Origin of the sequence: Enterobacter cloacae complex sp. IR5401, assembly GCF_049238425.1 — a bacterium.
Classification (GTDB): Bacteria; Pseudomonadota; Gammaproteobacteria; order Enterobacterales; family Enterobacteriaceae; genus Enterobacter; species Enterobacter hormaechei_C.
On the sequence record NZ_JBMKHN010000003.1, the window covers coordinates 18,952 to 32,303 of the forward strand.

The 13,352-nt window shown below is 54.5% G+C and carries 14 protein-coding genes; 12 read left to right on the forward strand and 2 right to left on the reverse strand.

Annotated features, from left to right (window positions below; genetic code table 11):
• Positions 1-34 precede the first annotated feature (34 nt).
• Complete coding sequence (gene stpA / locus ACOTX1_RS05640; protein WP_022651717.1) at positions 35-439, reverse strand: DNA-binding protein StpA; 405 nt, start codon at positions 437-439, stop codon at positions 35-37.
• Between the two features lie 496 nt (positions 440-935).
• On the opposite strand from stpA, the gene alaE reads away from it, so the two are divergent.
• Positions 936-1,385: an L-alanine exporter AlaE gene (gene alaE, locus ACOTX1_RS05645; protein ID WP_022651718.1), complete on the forward strand. Its 450-nt coding sequence runs from the start codon at positions 936-938 to the stop codon at positions 1,383-1,385.
• 32 nt (positions 1,386-1,417) lie between these two features.
• Here alaE and ACOTX1_RS05650 read toward each other — a convergent pair whose 3' ends face one another.
• Positions 1,418-1,762, reverse strand: a complete 345-nt coding sequence (locus tag ACOTX1_RS05650) for a DUF2002 family protein (RefSeq protein ID WP_006811693.1) — start codon at positions 1,760-1,762, stop codon at positions 1,418-1,420.
• A gap of 158 nt (positions 1,763-1,920) precedes the next feature.
• Between ACOTX1_RS05650 and ACOTX1_RS05655 the strand changes: the two genes are divergently transcribed.
• The 11 genes from ACOTX1_RS05655 (at position 1,921) to emrA (ending at position 13,344) form a co-directional block, all read left to right on the forward strand.
• Entirely contained in the window at positions 1,921-2,247 is a 327-nt protein-coding gene (locus ACOTX1_RS05655) for a DUF883 domain-containing protein (RefSeq protein ID WP_017382769.1), read from the forward strand.
• 243 nt (positions 2,248-2,490) lie between these two features.
• A complete protein-coding gene (gene nrdH / locus ACOTX1_RS05660) occupies positions 2,491-2,730 on the forward strand; it encodes a glutaredoxin-like protein NrdH (protein ID WP_017382770.1) in 240 nt (79 codons plus the stop codon).
• Positions 2,727-3,137, forward strand: a complete 411-nt coding sequence (nrdI, locus tag ACOTX1_RS05665; RefSeq protein ID WP_003862188.1) for a class Ib ribonucleoside-diphosphate reductase assembly flavoprotein NrdI — start codon at positions 2,727-2,729, stop codon at positions 3,135-3,137. Before nrdH ends, nrdI begins: the two co-directional genes overlap by 4 nt.
• Entirely contained in the window at positions 3,110-5,254 is a 2,145-nt protein-coding gene (gene nrdE, locus ACOTX1_RS05670) for a class 1b ribonucleoside-diphosphate reductase subunit alpha (protein WP_023314706.1), read from the forward strand. The genes nrdI and nrdE overlap by 28 nt, the downstream gene beginning before the upstream one ends.
• A 9-nt stretch (positions 5,255-5,263) precedes the next feature.
• Positions 5,264-6,223 carry a class 1b ribonucleoside-diphosphate reductase subunit beta gene (nrdF, locus tag ACOTX1_RS05675; RefSeq protein WP_023314707.1) on the forward strand — a complete coding sequence of 320 codons (960 nt, stop codon included), beginning with the start codon at positions 5,264-5,266 and terminating at the stop codon, positions 6,221-6,223.
• A 333-nt stretch (positions 6,224-6,556) separates the two neighbouring features.
• Positions 6,557-7,759 carry a glycine betaine/L-proline ABC transporter ATP-binding protein ProV gene (gene proV / locus ACOTX1_RS05680; protein ID WP_022651720.1) on the forward strand — a complete coding sequence of 401 codons (1,203 nt, stop codon included), beginning with the start codon at positions 6,557-6,559 and terminating at the stop codon, positions 7,757-7,759.
• Complete coding sequence (gene proW / locus ACOTX1_RS05685; RefSeq protein WP_015571659.1) at positions 7,752-8,816, forward strand: glycine betaine/L-proline ABC transporter permease ProW; 1,065 nt, start codon at positions 7,752-7,754, stop codon at positions 8,814-8,816. Before proV ends, proW begins: the two co-directional genes overlap by 8 nt.
• Positions 8,817-8,825: 9 nt before the next feature.
• Positions 8,826-9,821 carry a glycine betaine/L-proline ABC transporter substrate-binding protein ProX gene (proX, locus tag ACOTX1_RS05690; RefSeq protein ID WP_017382774.1) on the forward strand — a complete coding sequence of 332 codons (996 nt, stop codon included), beginning with the start codon at positions 8,826-8,828 and terminating at the stop codon, positions 9,819-9,821.
• 190 nt (positions 9,822-10,011) lie between these two features.
• Positions 10,012-11,196 (forward strand): MFS transporter, encoded by a 1,185-nt coding sequence (locus tag ACOTX1_RS05695; protein WP_022651721.1) that lies wholly within the window; start codon positions 10,012-10,014, stop codon positions 11,194-11,196.
• 314 nt (positions 11,197-11,510) lie between these two features.
• Entirely contained in the window at positions 11,511-12,041 is a 531-nt protein-coding gene (gene emrR, locus ACOTX1_RS05700; RefSeq protein WP_017694792.1) for a multidrug efflux transporter EmrAB transcriptional repressor EmrR, read from the forward strand.
• A gap of 130 nt (positions 12,042-12,171) precedes the next feature.
• Entirely contained in the window at positions 12,172-13,344 is a 1,173-nt protein-coding gene (gene emrA / locus ACOTX1_RS05705; protein ID WP_022651722.1) for a multidrug efflux MFS transporter periplasmic adaptor subunit EmrA, read from the forward strand.
• Positions 13,345-13,352: the final 8 nt, after the last annotated feature.

Here is a 13,352-nt window from a genome sequence, read left to right on the forward strand (position 1 = left end):
AATAATCGGGCGGAATACACCGCCCGAATAATCATCAGATCAGGAAATCGTCCAGCGATTTACCGTTTGCCAGTGCGGTCGCAATTGGCTTTGGCGTACGTCCCTGACCGGTCCAGGTTTTTTCTTCACCGTTCGCGTCAATAAAACGATATTTCGCCGCACGCGCTTTACGTTTTTTCGTCGGCTGACCCGCCTGCGCCAGGTCACTGCCTAACAGATCGCTCGGAGAAATACCGTCAGCTTTCATCAGTTCCAGCAGAGCATTAATTTTATCCTGCTGTTCAGCGCGTTGACGCTCTAATTCAGCCTGCTCGCTGCGTTTTTCTTCAGTGACAATCCGGAATTTTTCCAGCACTTCTTCCAGAACATCCATGGATAATTCACGTGCCAGCGCCCGGAGGGTACGAATATTATTAAGATTCTGTAACGTTAAAGCCATAATAATGAAAAACCTTTCTTCTTGTGTATAACATAAATCAGGCAACAGAATAATTGATTTTGGTTCTGATATCTACCCACCGTGACGTTTTGACATTATTGTAAATGTTTTAGAATATCCCGTTAATATAACCCTGAAATATATGTCTGTTTTAAAGCGTAATATACCGCCCTTCCCCAGGCCAAAAAACCCTGTTTTAAACCGTTCAAAAAACCGCCTCCAAAATCCCACACAACAAAGGTTTCACACGCGCATAGATAATCTAATTCATTGATATATTTCACTAAAATAGGCGCGAGGAGAGAAAATAACGAAGCGCGCAAAAAACGCACAATTTTAGAGAATTTTATGGCTAAAGCGCCAGTAAATAAAAATTAATCACTACTTGTTAGTTAAAAGCCAGAGAGATACGCTATACACTCAAAACAAACCAACCTAAAGCACTAAAGGCCGCAGGTAAAACGCCACTTTTTTGTCCTGTTCGAGGAGTTCAGACATGTTCTCACCGCAGTCTCGCCTGCGCCATGCGGTAGCGGATACGTTCGCGATGGTCGTTTACTGTTCCGTCGTGAATATGCTGATTGAAATTTTCCTGTCGGGAATGTCCTTTGAGCAATCTCTCTCGTCGCGCCTGGTGGCCATTCCGGTGAATATCATGATCGCCTGGCCGTACGGCCTGTACCGCGATGCAGTGATGCGTTTAGCCCGGCGTATTAGCCCGGCGGGTTGGGTAAAAAACCTGGCGGACGTGCTGGCTTACGTGACGTTCCAGTCCCCGGTGTATGTGTTTATTTTGCTGACGGTGGGCGCAGACTGGCATCAAATCGCCGCTGCGGTAAGTTCAAATATCGTGGTATCCATGCTGATGGGTGCGGTGTACGGTTACTTTCTTGACTACTGCCGCCGCCTGTTCAAAGTCAGCCCTTATAGCCAGGCAAAAGCGTAAGGTAAGGCGACTGGCTCATGCCAGTCGCAGAGTTATTGTACGTCGCCAAACAGCCCTTTCAGGAATCGCTCCAGCGCCATACGCGAGCTGAAACCGTGCGGAATACCATAATGTTCATGCGTCTCGCCGCCTAAATAGAGCGGAAATTGCTGATAATGATCGCAGGTTTTAATATCCGAGGCGGGCTCAGCAAATGACAGGCTTCTGTCTTTGAGTGTCGGGTGAATAATGAGAGCAGTACGCCCCATTCTTGCTTCACGGTTGACGTAAACATAATTCTCACCACGGCGATATCCGTACGCTTTTGATGTTACCTCATCCATGGTGAACCCTTCTTTTTCAAGAACGCGCGCCACCTCATCGGGTCGTAAATACATATCTTTTCCTCATTATCATTCCTGCCCGGCAACCTTACAGTATTCAGCATTAGCAGGGCTTTCAGAATATTCCATAAACTGCCCGATAAGCCGTGACTCGCTTCAGATATTACATTTCTGGACTAAACTAAACGGGAACACAAATTATGGAGGATCGTATGTTTAACAGACCGAACCGAAACGATATTAATGACGACACACAGGATATTCGTAACGATGTCAGCCAATTAGCGGACACGCTGGAAGCCGTATTGAAATCCTGGGGCTCTGACGCGAAGGACGAAGCAGATGCCGCGAAACGTAAGGCTCAGTCTCTGCTGCGTGAAACGCGGGCAAGGATGAACGGCCGCTCACGTACCACTCAGGCGGCCTGCGACATGGCCAGCTGCGCCACCACCTTCGTACGTGAAAAACCGCTTTGTACGCTGGGAACGGTCGCGGCGGTCGGGATTTTTGTCGGCGCCCTGCTTAGTCTGCGTAAGTAAGCGCGCGTTCTTAGCCCCGGTAGCCTCAGGCGCCGGGGCTTTTCTTTGCCTGACAACCTGAAAAAACCGTACAGCCCGCCCTGCCCCGCCAGGCTCATCATCGGGGCCTTATTAATCTGAATTTCCCATATCTTGTGTGGTTGAAACTTATATAAACTACATCTAGTATTCCCTTTAGTAAGACACACACAATATGACGCGTTTACTCGCGCCGTCCTCTCATTCTAAATGGAAATGCGAATCATGAGCATTATTATTTACACTCGTAACGATTGTGTTCAGTGCCACGCCACGAAACGGGCGATGGAGAGCCGCGGCGTGGCATTTGAGATGGTCAATATTGATCAGGTGCCCGACGCGGCAGACACCCTGCGGGCGCAGGGTTTCCGTCAGCTTCCGGTTGTGGTTGCCGGCGACACCAGCTGGTCTGGCTTCCGTCCGGACATGATCAACCGCCTTGCCGCTCAGGGCGTCAGTGCATGAGCACGCTGGTCTACTTTTCCAGCAGCTCGGAAAACACGCTTCGGTTTATGGAGCGTCTCGGGCTGCCCGCGATACGCATTCCGCTGAACGAGCGGGAGCGTATTCAGGTAGACGAACCCTACATTCTGGTGGTGCCCAGCTATGGCGGTGGCGGCACCGCAGGGGCTGTGCCTCGTCAGGTGATCCGCTTTCTGAACGATCCCCATAACCGGCAGCTTATTCGCGGCGTGATCGCCGCAGGCAATCGCAACTTCGGCGAGGCCTTTGCCCGCGCCGGGGATGTCATCTCTCAAAAATGCGGCGTGCCGTATCTCTATCGTTTTGAACTGATGGGGACACAGCAGGACGTAGAGAACGTGCGTAAAGGAGTGAACGAATTTTGGCAACGACAACCGCAGAGCGCGTGATTCAGGCAACGCCGGATTACCACGCATTAAACGCCATGCTAAACCTCTATGACCGGGAGGGGCGCATTCAGTTTGATAAAGATCGTGAGGCGGTGGACGCCTTTTTTGCTGCTCATGTGCGCCCGAACAGCATCGTTTTTGGCAGCCAGCAGGAACGTCTCGACTGGCTGGTAAAAGAGGGTTATTACGAAGAGCGTGTCCTGACCCGCTACGACCGCGCCTTCGTGGTGGCATTGTTTGAACGGGCGCACGCCTGCGGTTTTCGCTTCCAGACGTTTCTCGGCGCGTGGAAGTATTACACCAGCTACACCCTGAAAACCTTTGACGGCAAACGCTATTTAGAAAGCTTTGAAGATCGGGTGGTGATGGTGGCGCTGACGCTGGCGCAGGGCGATGAAGTGCTGGCCGAAAGTCTCACGGAGGAGATCCTCTCCGGCCGCTTCCAGCCCGCCACGCCAACGTTCCTTAACTGCGGGAAAGCCCAGCGCGGCGAGCTGGTCTCCTGCTTCCTGCTGCGTATTGAAGACAATATGGAGTCGATTGGCCGTGCGGTAAATTCGGCGCTACAGCTTTCGAAACGCGGCGGCGGTGTGGCATTTCTGCTTTCGAACCTGCGGGAAGCGGGCGCGCCGATTAAGCGCATCGAAAATCAGTCCTCCGGCGTCATCCCGGTGATGAAGATGCTGGAAGATGCCTTTTCGTACGCCAACCAGCTTGGCGCGCGTCAGGGCGCGGGTGCGGTTTATCTGCACGCGCACCACCCGGACATTCTGCGTTTTCTGGATACCAAACGTGAAAACGCCGATGAAAAGATCCGCATTAAAACCCTGTCGCTCGGCGTGGTGATCCCGGATATCACGTTTAAGCTGGCTAAAGAGAATGCCGACATGGCGCTCTTCTCACCGTATGATGTTGAGCGGATTTACGGCAAAGCCTTTGGCGACGTGGCGATAAGCGAGCTGTACGACGAGCTGGTGGCCGACGATCGCATTCGTAAAAAAACCATCAACGCCCGGGATTTCTTCCAGACGCTGGCTGAAATTCAGTTTGAATCCGGTTATCCGTACATCATGTACGAGGATACGGTGAACCGCGCCAACCCGATTGGCGGGCGCATCAACATGAGCAATCTGTGCTCGGAGATTTTGCAGGTCAACAGCGCGTCCAGCTACGACGAGAACCTCGACTACGCGGACGTGGGCAAGGATATCTCCTGTAACCTCGGGTCGCTGAATATTGCCCACACCATGGACTCTCCCGATTTTGGCCGCACGGTAGAGACCGCCATTCGCGGACTGACGGCGGTATCAGACATGAGCCACATCCGCAGCGTACCGTCTATTGAAGCGGGCAACGCCGCGTCGCATGCCATCGGCCTTGGGCAGATGAACCTGCACGGCTATCTGGCGCGGGAGGGCATCGCCTACGGCAGCCCCGAAGGGCTGGATTTCACCAACCTTTATTTCTACACCGTCACCTGGCATGCGGTGCATACCTCGATGATGCTGGCGCGCGAACGCCACCAGCGGTTCGCAGGCTTTGAGCAGTCCCGCTACGCCAGCGGAGAGTATTTCAGCCAGTATCTGGAAGGCGACTGGCAGCCGAAAACCGAAAAAGTACGCGCGCTGTTTGCCCGCGCTGGCATCACCCTGCCGACGCGTGAGATGTGGCAACAGCTGCGTGAAGAGGTGATGCGCTACGGCATTTATAACCAGAACCTTCAGGCGGTGCCGCCAACCGGCTCCATTTCCTATATCAATCACGCCACGTCGAGCATCCACCCCATCGTGTCGAAGATTGAAATCCGTAAGGAAGGCAAAACCGGGCGCGTCTACTACCCTGCCCCGTTTATGACCAATGAGAATCTGGCTCTGTACCAGGACGCCTATGAAATTGGCCCGGAAAAGATCATTGATACCTACGCCGAGGCGACTAAACATGTGGATCAGGGGCTGTCGCTGACGCTCTTCTTCCCGGACACCGCCACCACGCGGGATATCAACAAAGCGCAGATCTACGCCTGGAAGAAAGGCATCAAAACGCTGTACTACATTCGCCTGCGCCAGCTCGCGCTGGAAGGCACCGAAATTGAAGGCTGCGTATCCTGCGCGCTGTAAGGAGAAAGGATGAAACTGTCACGCGTAAGCGCCGTTAACTGGAACAAAATTCAGGATGATAAAGACCTGGAGGTATGGAACCGCCTGACCAGCAACTTCTGGCTGCCGGAAAAGGTGCCGCTCTCCAACGATATTCCGGCCTGGCAAACTCTGAGCCATGCCGAGCAGCAGCTGACAATCCGCGTCTTCACCGGCCTGACGCTGCTGGACACCATTCAGAATACCGTGGGTGCGCCCGCGCTGATGAGTGATGCGCTGACCCCGCACGAGGAGGCGGTAATGTCGAATATCAGCTTTATGGAGGCGGTGCATGCCCGCTCTTACAGCTCGATTTTCTCCACTCTGTGCCAGACCAGGGACGTGGACGCCGCCTACGCCTGGAGTGAAGAGAGCGCGTCATTGCAGCGCAAGGCAGATCTGGTGCTGGAATATTACCGGGCCGACGAGCCGCTGAAGAAGAAGATCGCCAGCGTATTCCTGGAATCTTTCCTCTTCTATTCCGGCTTCTGGCTGCCTATGTACTGGTCGAGCCGGGGCAAGCTCACCAACACCGCCGATTTGATTCGCCTCATCATCCGCGATGAAGCGGTACACGGGTATTACATCGGCTATAAGTACCAGAAAGAACTGGAGAAAGTCATCCCGGAAAAACGCGAGGAACTCAAAGGTTTTGCCCTCGATTTACTGATGGATCTGTATGACAACGAGCTGAGTTATACCGAGGAGCTGTACGCCGGAACGGGCTGGGAAGAGGACGTAAAAGCCTTCCTCTGCTACAACGCCAACAAGGCGCTGATGAACCTGGGCTACGAAGCGTTATTCCCACCGGAAATGGCGGAAGTGAACCCGGCGATCCTCGCGGCGCTGTCGCCCAACGCCGATGAAAACCACGACTTCTTTTCCGGGTCCGGCTCGTCGTACGTGATGGGTAAAGCGGTGGAGACGCAAGACGAGGACTGGGATTTTTAATGAATGAATTAACGTTCATTAATTAACTCTGCATTTCATTATTTCCAGCCAAATATTCCACCAGGTACTACACTGTAATTTCCCCGTCATATTCGCCTGAAACACACCGATTCAGGCGAAATTTCCCCATGCAGCAGCAAAAAATTGAGAAAAATTCAAACCGCCCTCAGCCCTTTATTCATGGGAAATTCAGCCGTTTCGCTTGCGGCAAAATTCTGGCCTTCGGCTGGCCCAGGGTTGTCTCAGATTCTGAGTATGTTAGGGTAATGCCAGTTAACTATTTACCATGGTAATCATATCGACATAAACAAATAACAGGACACTCTCTATTGCATGGCAATTAAATTAGAAGTGAAAAATCTTTATAAAGTATTTGGCGAGCACCCGCAGCGTGCTTTCAAATATATTGAGAAAGGCCTTTCGAAAGAGCAAATTCTGGAAAAAACCGGGCTATCGCTTGGCGTTAAAGACGCCAGTCTGGCCATTGAAGAAGGCGAGATTTTTGTCATCATGGGATTATCCGGTTCGGGTAAATCCACTATGGTTCGCCTTCTCAATCGCCTGATTGAACCCACCCGCGGACAGGTGCTGATTGACGGCGTTGATATCGCCAGAATATCAGACGCGGAACTCCGCGAGGTGCGCAGAAAGAAAATTGCGATGGTGTTTCAGTCATTTGCACTGATGCCGCACATGACGGTACTCGATAATACCGCCTTTGGCATGGAGTTAGCCGGTATCCCCGCTCAGGAACGTCAGGAAAAAGCCCTTGATGCACTGCGTCAGGTCGGGCTGGAAAATTATGCTCATGCGTATCCGGATGAACTCTCCGGCGGTATGCGTCAGCGTGTGGGATTAGCGCGCGCATTAGCGATTAATCCGGATATTTTATTAATGGACGAAGCCTTCTCGGCGCTCGATCCCTTAATTCGCACCGAGATGCAGGATGAGCTGGTAAAATTACAGGCCAAACATCAGCGCACTATTGTTTTTATTTCTCACGATTTGGATGAAGCCATGCGTATTGGTGACCGTATCGCCATTATGCAAAATGGTGAAGTGGTGCAGGTCGGCACACCGGATGAAATTCTCAATAATCCGGCGAATGATTATGTGCGCACCTTCTTCCGCGGCGTGGATATTAGCCACGTATTCAGTGCGAAAGATATTGCCCGTCGAACACCAAACGGCATTATTCGAAAAACGCCAGGTTTTGGTCCGCGCTCCGCGCTGAAGCTGTTGCAGGACGAAGACCGTGAATACGGTTATCTGGTTGAACGCGGCAATAAATTTGTCGGCGTTGTCTCCATCGACTCCCTGAAAACCGCCCTGAGCGAAAACCAGGGAATCGATGCAGCGTTGATTGACGCTCCGCTTGCCGTGGACGCCGAAACGCCGCTCAGCGAGTTGCTCTCTCACGTGGGTCAAGCGCCGTGCGCCGTGCCGGTCGTCGGTGAAGAACAACAGTACGTTGGCATCATCTCAAAACGGATGCTGCTACAGGCTTTAGATCGCGAGGGGACAAACAATGGCTGATCAATCAAACCCATGGGGCACCACTGAAGCAGCGGACAGCGCGGCGCAATCTGCCGATGCGTGGGGTTCGACGCCTGCGCCTGCCGATGGCGGCGGCGCGGCAGACTGGCTCAACAGCGCACCAGCGCCTGCCCCAGAGCATTTCAATATTATGGATCCGTTCCACAAGACGCTGATCCCGCTGGATAGCTGGGTAACGGAGGGGATCGACTGGGTCGTTACCCACTTCCGTCCGGTGTTCCAGGGGATCCGCATCCCGGTGGATTACATCCTGAACGGCTTCCAGCAGCTGATGCTGGGCATGCCCGCGCCGGTGGCGATTATCCTGTTCTCGCTGATCGCATGGCAGTTCGGCAGCGCGGGTATGGGGATCGCCACGCTGATCTCCCTGATTGCCATCGGCGCGATTGGCGCGTGGTCTCAGGCGATGATCACCCTGGCGCTGGTGCTGACCGCCCTGCTGTTCTGCGTGGTGATCGGCCTGCCGATGGGGATCTGGCTGGCGCGCAGCCCCCGGGCCGCGAAAATTATCCGCCCGCTGCTGGATGCGATGCAGACCACGCCAGCGTTCGTTTACCTGGTGCCTATCGTGATGCTGTTCGGCATCGGTAACGTACCGGGGGTGGTCGTGACCATTATCTTCGCCCTTCCGCCAATTATTCGTCTGACCATTCTGGGCATTAACCAGGTGCCTGCGGATCTGATAGAGGCATCGCGCTCGTTCGGCGCCAGCCCGCGTCAGATGCTGTTTAAGGTTCAGCTTCCGCTGGCGATGCCGACCATTATGGCAGGTGTTAACCAGACGCTGATGCTGGCGCTGTCGATGGTGGTGATCGCCTCAATGATTGCCGTTGGCGGGTTAGGTCAGATGGTACTGCGCGGCATTGGCCGTCTCGATATGGGGCTGGCGACCGTCGGCGGCGTCGGGATTGTGATCCTCGCCATCATTCTTGACCGCCTGACCCAGGCTGTCGGTCGTGATTCACGCAGTCGCGGCAACCGTCGCTGGTACACCACCGGCCCTGTCGGGTTACTCACCCGCCCATTCACAAAATAAGGAACAACGATGCGACATAACGTACTTTTTGCCACAGCGTTTGCGACCCTTGTCTCCACCAGCGCAGTTGCCGCTGACCTGCCGGGCAAAGGCATTACCGTGCAGCCGGTGCAGAGCACCATTTCGGAAGAGTCCTTCCAGACCCAGATTGTCAGCCGTGCGCTGGAGAAACTGGGCTATACGGTGAATACCGCCAGCGAAGTGGATTACAACGTGGGCTATACCTCCATTGCCTCCGGCGATGCCACCTTTACCGCCGTGAACTGGCAGCCGCTGCACGACGATATGTATGCCGCCGCAGGCGGTGACAAGAAATTCTACCGTGAAGGCACCTTTGTGACCGGCGCTGCGCAGGGATATTTGATCGACAAGAAAACCGCCGATAAGTATCACATCACCAATATTGAACAGCTGAAAGATCCGAAGATCGCCAAACTCTTTGATACCAACGGTGACGGTAAAGCCGACATGATGGGCTGCTCGCCGGGCTGGGGCTGTGAAGCGGTGATTAACCACCAGAACAAAGCCTTCGATCTGGCTAAGACCGTCGACGTGAGCCACGGCAATTACTCTGCGATGATGGCCGACACCATCGCCCGCTTTAAAGAAGGCAAGCCAGTGATCTACTACACCTGGACGCCGTACTGGGTGAGCGACGTGCTGAAGCCGGGCAAAGACGTGGTGTGGTTGCAGGTGCCCTTCTCTTCCCTGCCGGGCGAGCAGAAAGATATCGACACCAAACTGCCAAATGGCATGAACTATGGCTTCCCGGTGAATACCATGCATATCGTGGCGAACAAAGCCTGGGCCGAGAAAAACCCTGCGGCGGCGAAGCTGTTCTCGGTGATGAAACTGCCGCTGGCTGACATTAACGCCCAGAACGCGATGATGCACGCGGGTAAATCATCCGAAGCAGATATCAAAGGCCACGTGGATGGCTGGATCAAAGCCCACCAGCAGCAGTTCGATGGCTGGGTGAAAGAGGCGCTTGAGGCGCAGAAGTAAAGTACTTTCCCCTCACCCCAGCCCTCTCCCGAAGGGAGAGGGTGTTAGCGTTCCCTCTCCCTTCTGGGGAGAGGGTTAGGGTGAGGGGCTTAACCGCACAAACACACACATAACAATTCCCCAACATTCACCATCATTGGTTATTATGTTTCCGGAAAAATAATCACTTAACTCACGATTCCTGAAACTAATGACAAAAACAACTCAAGGGCTTAGCCCCGCACTCATCCTTTTAATGTCCGTGGCAACGGGTCTGGCCGTCGCCAGCAACTATTACGCACAACCACTGCTCGACACCATCGCACGCGCCTTCGATCTTTCAGCCAGCTCCGCCGGCTTTATTGTCACCGCAGCACAGCTCGGCTATGCAGCCGGGCTGCTGTTCCTGGTGCCATTAGGCGATATGTTTGAGCGCCGGATGCTTATCGTCTCCATGACGCTGCTGGCGGCGGGCGGAATGTTGATCACCGCCAGCAGCCAGTCGTTAACGATGATGATTATCGGCACCGCGCTGACGGGGCTGTTCTCGGTGGTGGCGCAAATTCTGGTTCCCCTCGCCGCGACGCTGGCTTCCCCGGAAAAACGCGGCAAAGTGGTCGGTACTATCATGAGCGGCCTGCTGCTGGGCATCCTGCTGGCGCGAACCGTTGCCGGGCTGCTGGCGAGCCTCGGCGGCTGGCGCACCGTTTACTGGGTGGCGAGCGTGCTGATGCTTATCATGGCGCTGGCCCTGTGGCGCGGCCTGCCAAAGGTGAAGCAGGAAAATCACCTGAACTATCCGCAGCTCCTCGCCTCCGTTTTCAGCCTCTTCACCCGGGATAAACTCCTGCGCACGCGCGCCATTCTGGGGTGTCTCACCTTCGCCAACTTCAGCATCTTATGGACGTCGATGGCGTTTCTGCTCGCCGCGCCACCGTTTAACTACTCAGAAGGCGTGATTGGCCTGTTCGGGCTGGCAGGCGCGGCTGGCGCACTGGGCGCGCGCCCGGCGGGTGGGCTGGCCGATAAAGGTAAATCTCATATGACCACCTCCGCAGGGCTGGTTTTACTCCTGCTCTCCTGGGCGGCCATCTGGTACGGACACGTCTCCGTGCTGGCGCTGATTGTCGGTATTCTGGTGCTAGACCTCACCGTGCAGGGCGTACACATCACCAACCAGACCGTGATTTACCGCGTGAAGCCGGACGCCCGTAACCGTCTGACGGCCGGGTACATGACCAGCTACTTTATCGGCGGCGCGGCGGGCTCGCTCATCTCAGCCTCCGCCTGGCAGCATGCGGGCTGGACGGGTGTGTGCGCCATCGGCGCCATCGTCGCGGCGATAAATCTGCTGGTATGGTGGCGCGGCTATCACCGTCAGGAAGCAATTCACTAAGTTTTACATTGCTTTGGGCCCCCCGGGGTGTAAAGGGGGCCTGCATCTGTTAAGGTAACAGCAATCATTTATCCCAGAAATTTTACTGTGGGTGACATATTTACTACCGGCATGAATAGTTCAGACCCCTGTCCTCACATCCCCTCTTTCGCGGGTACACACCCCACGCTCTCTGTGCTCACCGGGTCACGGATTTACCCGGCGCTTTCTGATGGTGACATACGTTTGGCGGATATAACCGCACAAATAATTCATTTACATTATTTGTCACTGTCGTTACTATATCGGCTGTAATTAATGAGGTTATGCCCAAAATGGATAGTTCGTTTACGCCCATTGAACAAATGCTTAAGTTCCGCGCCAGTCGTCATGAGGACTTCCCGTATCAGGAAATTCTGCTGACCCGCCTGTGCATGCACATGCAGGGTAAGCTGCTGGAAAATCGTAACAAGATGCTGAAAGCGCAAGGGATTAACGAGACGTTGTTTATGGCGTTGATTACGCTGGAGTCTCAGGAAAATCACAGCATTCAGCCATCGGAACTGAGCTGTGCGCTGGGGTCATCCCGTACCAATGCAACCCGTATCGCGGATGAACTGGAAAAGCGCGGCTGGATTGAACGCCGTGAAAGCGATAACGATCGCCGCTGCCTGCATCTGCAACTGACCGAGAAAGGTCACGAATTCTTGCGCGAAGTGCTGCCACCGCAGCACAACTGCCTGCACCAGCTCTGGTCTGCCCTCAGCACCGCCGAGCGCGACCAGCTTGAGCATATTACTCGCAAGCTGCTCACCCGTCTGGATCAGATGGATGAAGATGGCGTCATCCTTGAGGCGCTGCGCTAACGCGACGATCCGCTCAACATTCCAGATTGCTAAAAAGAAAAACTGACAGGCCAGCACGTGAAACTGCTGGCCTTTCTGACAACAGGTCGGCTCAGCCGATGTGAAAATAAAAAGATCGTGGAGAACAACAATGAGCGCAAATGCGGAGAACACCCCCCCGCAGCAACCGGTCAACAAAAAGGGCAAACGTAAGAGCGCCCTTATTCTGCTGACCTTGCTCTTTATTATTATTGCCGTGGCATATGGGATCTATTGGTTTTTAGTCTTGCGTCATGTTGAAGAGACAGACGATGCATACGTGGCAGGGAATCAGGTTCAAATCATGGCCCAGGTGTCAGGCAGCGTGACGAAAGTCTGGGCTGATAACACCGACTTTGTGAAAAAAGGCGATGTGCTGGTCACGCTCGATCCAACCGACGCCCAACAGGCTTTTGAAAAAGCACAGACGGCTCTGGCCTCCAGCGTTCGCCAGACCCGCCAGCTGATGATCAACAGCAAGCAGCTTCAGGCCAATATCGACGTGCAGAAAACGGCGCTGGCTCAGGCGCAGAGCGACCTCAATCGTCGTGTTCCTCTCGGCACCGCCAACCTGATTGGCCGTGAAGAGTTGCAGCACGCCCGCGATGCGGTGGCCAGCGCACAGGCGCAGCTGGACGTGGCGATCCAACAGTACAACGCTAATCAGGCGATGGTGCTGGGTACTTCTCTGGAAAACCAGCCGGCGGTGAAACAGGCGGCGACCGAAGTGCGTAACGCATGGCTTGCCCTGCAACGTACCAAAATCGTCAGCCCGATGACCGGCTACGTTTCCCGTCGTTCCGTACAGCCAGGGGCGCAGATTAGCACCACCACGCCGCTGATGGCGGTCGTTCCGGCGAACAATCTGTGGGTCGATGCGAACTTCAAAGAGACCCAGCTGGCGCATATGCGTATCGGCCAAACCGCAACTGTGGTCAGCGATATTTACGGCGATGACATCAAGTACACCGGGAAAGTGGTCGGTCTGGACATGGGGACCGGCAGCGCGTTTAGCCTGCTGCCTGCACAGAACGCCACCGGCAACTGGATCAAAGTGGTACAGCGCTTGCCTGTGCGTATCGAACTGGATCCTAAGCAGCTGGCAGACCATCCGCTGCGAATTGGCCTTTCCACGCTGGTGACGGTCGATACCGCCAACCGAGACGGTCAGATCCTCGCAAGCCAGGTGCGCAGTACGCCAGCTTATGAAAGTAACGCCCGTGAAATTAGCCTCGATCCCGTCAATAAGCTGATCGATGACATCGTGAAGGCAAACGCCGGTTAAGCCGAAGG

Bases quoted from the DNA above. Each gene is read 5' to 3' on its own strand.
- stpA (WP_022651717.1), bottom strand. From the start codon at position 439: ATGGCTTTAACGTTACAGAATCTTAATAATATTCGTACCCTCCGGGCG.
- alaE (WP_022651718.1), top strand. From the start codon at position 936: ATGTTCTCACCGCAGTCTCGCCTGCGCCATGCGGTAGCGGATACGTTC.
- ACOTX1_RS05650 (WP_006811693.1), bottom strand. From the start codon at position 1,762: ATGTATTTACGACCCGATGAGGTGGCGCGCGTTCTTGAAAAAGAAGGG.
- ACOTX1_RS05655 (WP_017382769.1), top strand. From the start codon at position 1,921: ATGTTTAACAGACCGAACCGAAACGATATTAATGACGACACACAGGAT.
- nrdH (WP_017382770.1), top strand. From the start codon at position 2,491: ATGAGCATTATTATTTACACTCGTAACGATTGTGTTCAGTGCCACGCC.
- nrdI (WP_003862188.1), top strand. From the start codon at position 2,727: ATGAGCACGCTGGTCTACTTTTCCAGCAGCTCGGAAAACACGCTTCGG.
- nrdF (WP_023314707.1), top strand. From the start codon at position 5,264: ATGAAACTGTCACGCGTAAGCGCCGTTAACTGGAACAAAATTCAGGAT.
- proV (WP_022651720.1), top strand. From the start codon at position 6,557: ATGGCAATTAAATTAGAAGTGAAAAATCTTTATAAAGTATTTGGCGAG.
- proW (WP_015571659.1), top strand. From the start codon at position 7,752: ATGGCTGATCAATCAAACCCATGGGGCACCACTGAAGCAGCGGACAGC.
- proX (WP_017382774.1), top strand. From the start codon at position 8,826: ATGCGACATAACGTACTTTTTGCCACAGCGTTTGCGACCCTTGTCTCC.
- ACOTX1_RS05695 (WP_022651721.1), top strand. From the start codon at position 10,012: ATGACAAAAACAACTCAAGGGCTTAGCCCCGCACTCATCCTTTTAATG.
- emrR (WP_017694792.1), top strand. From the start codon at position 11,511: ATGGATAGTTCGTTTACGCCCATTGAACAAATGCTTAAGTTCCGCGCC.
- emrA (WP_022651722.1), top strand. From the start codon at position 12,172: ATGAGCGCAAATGCGGAGAACACCCCCCCGCAGCAACCGGTCAACAAA.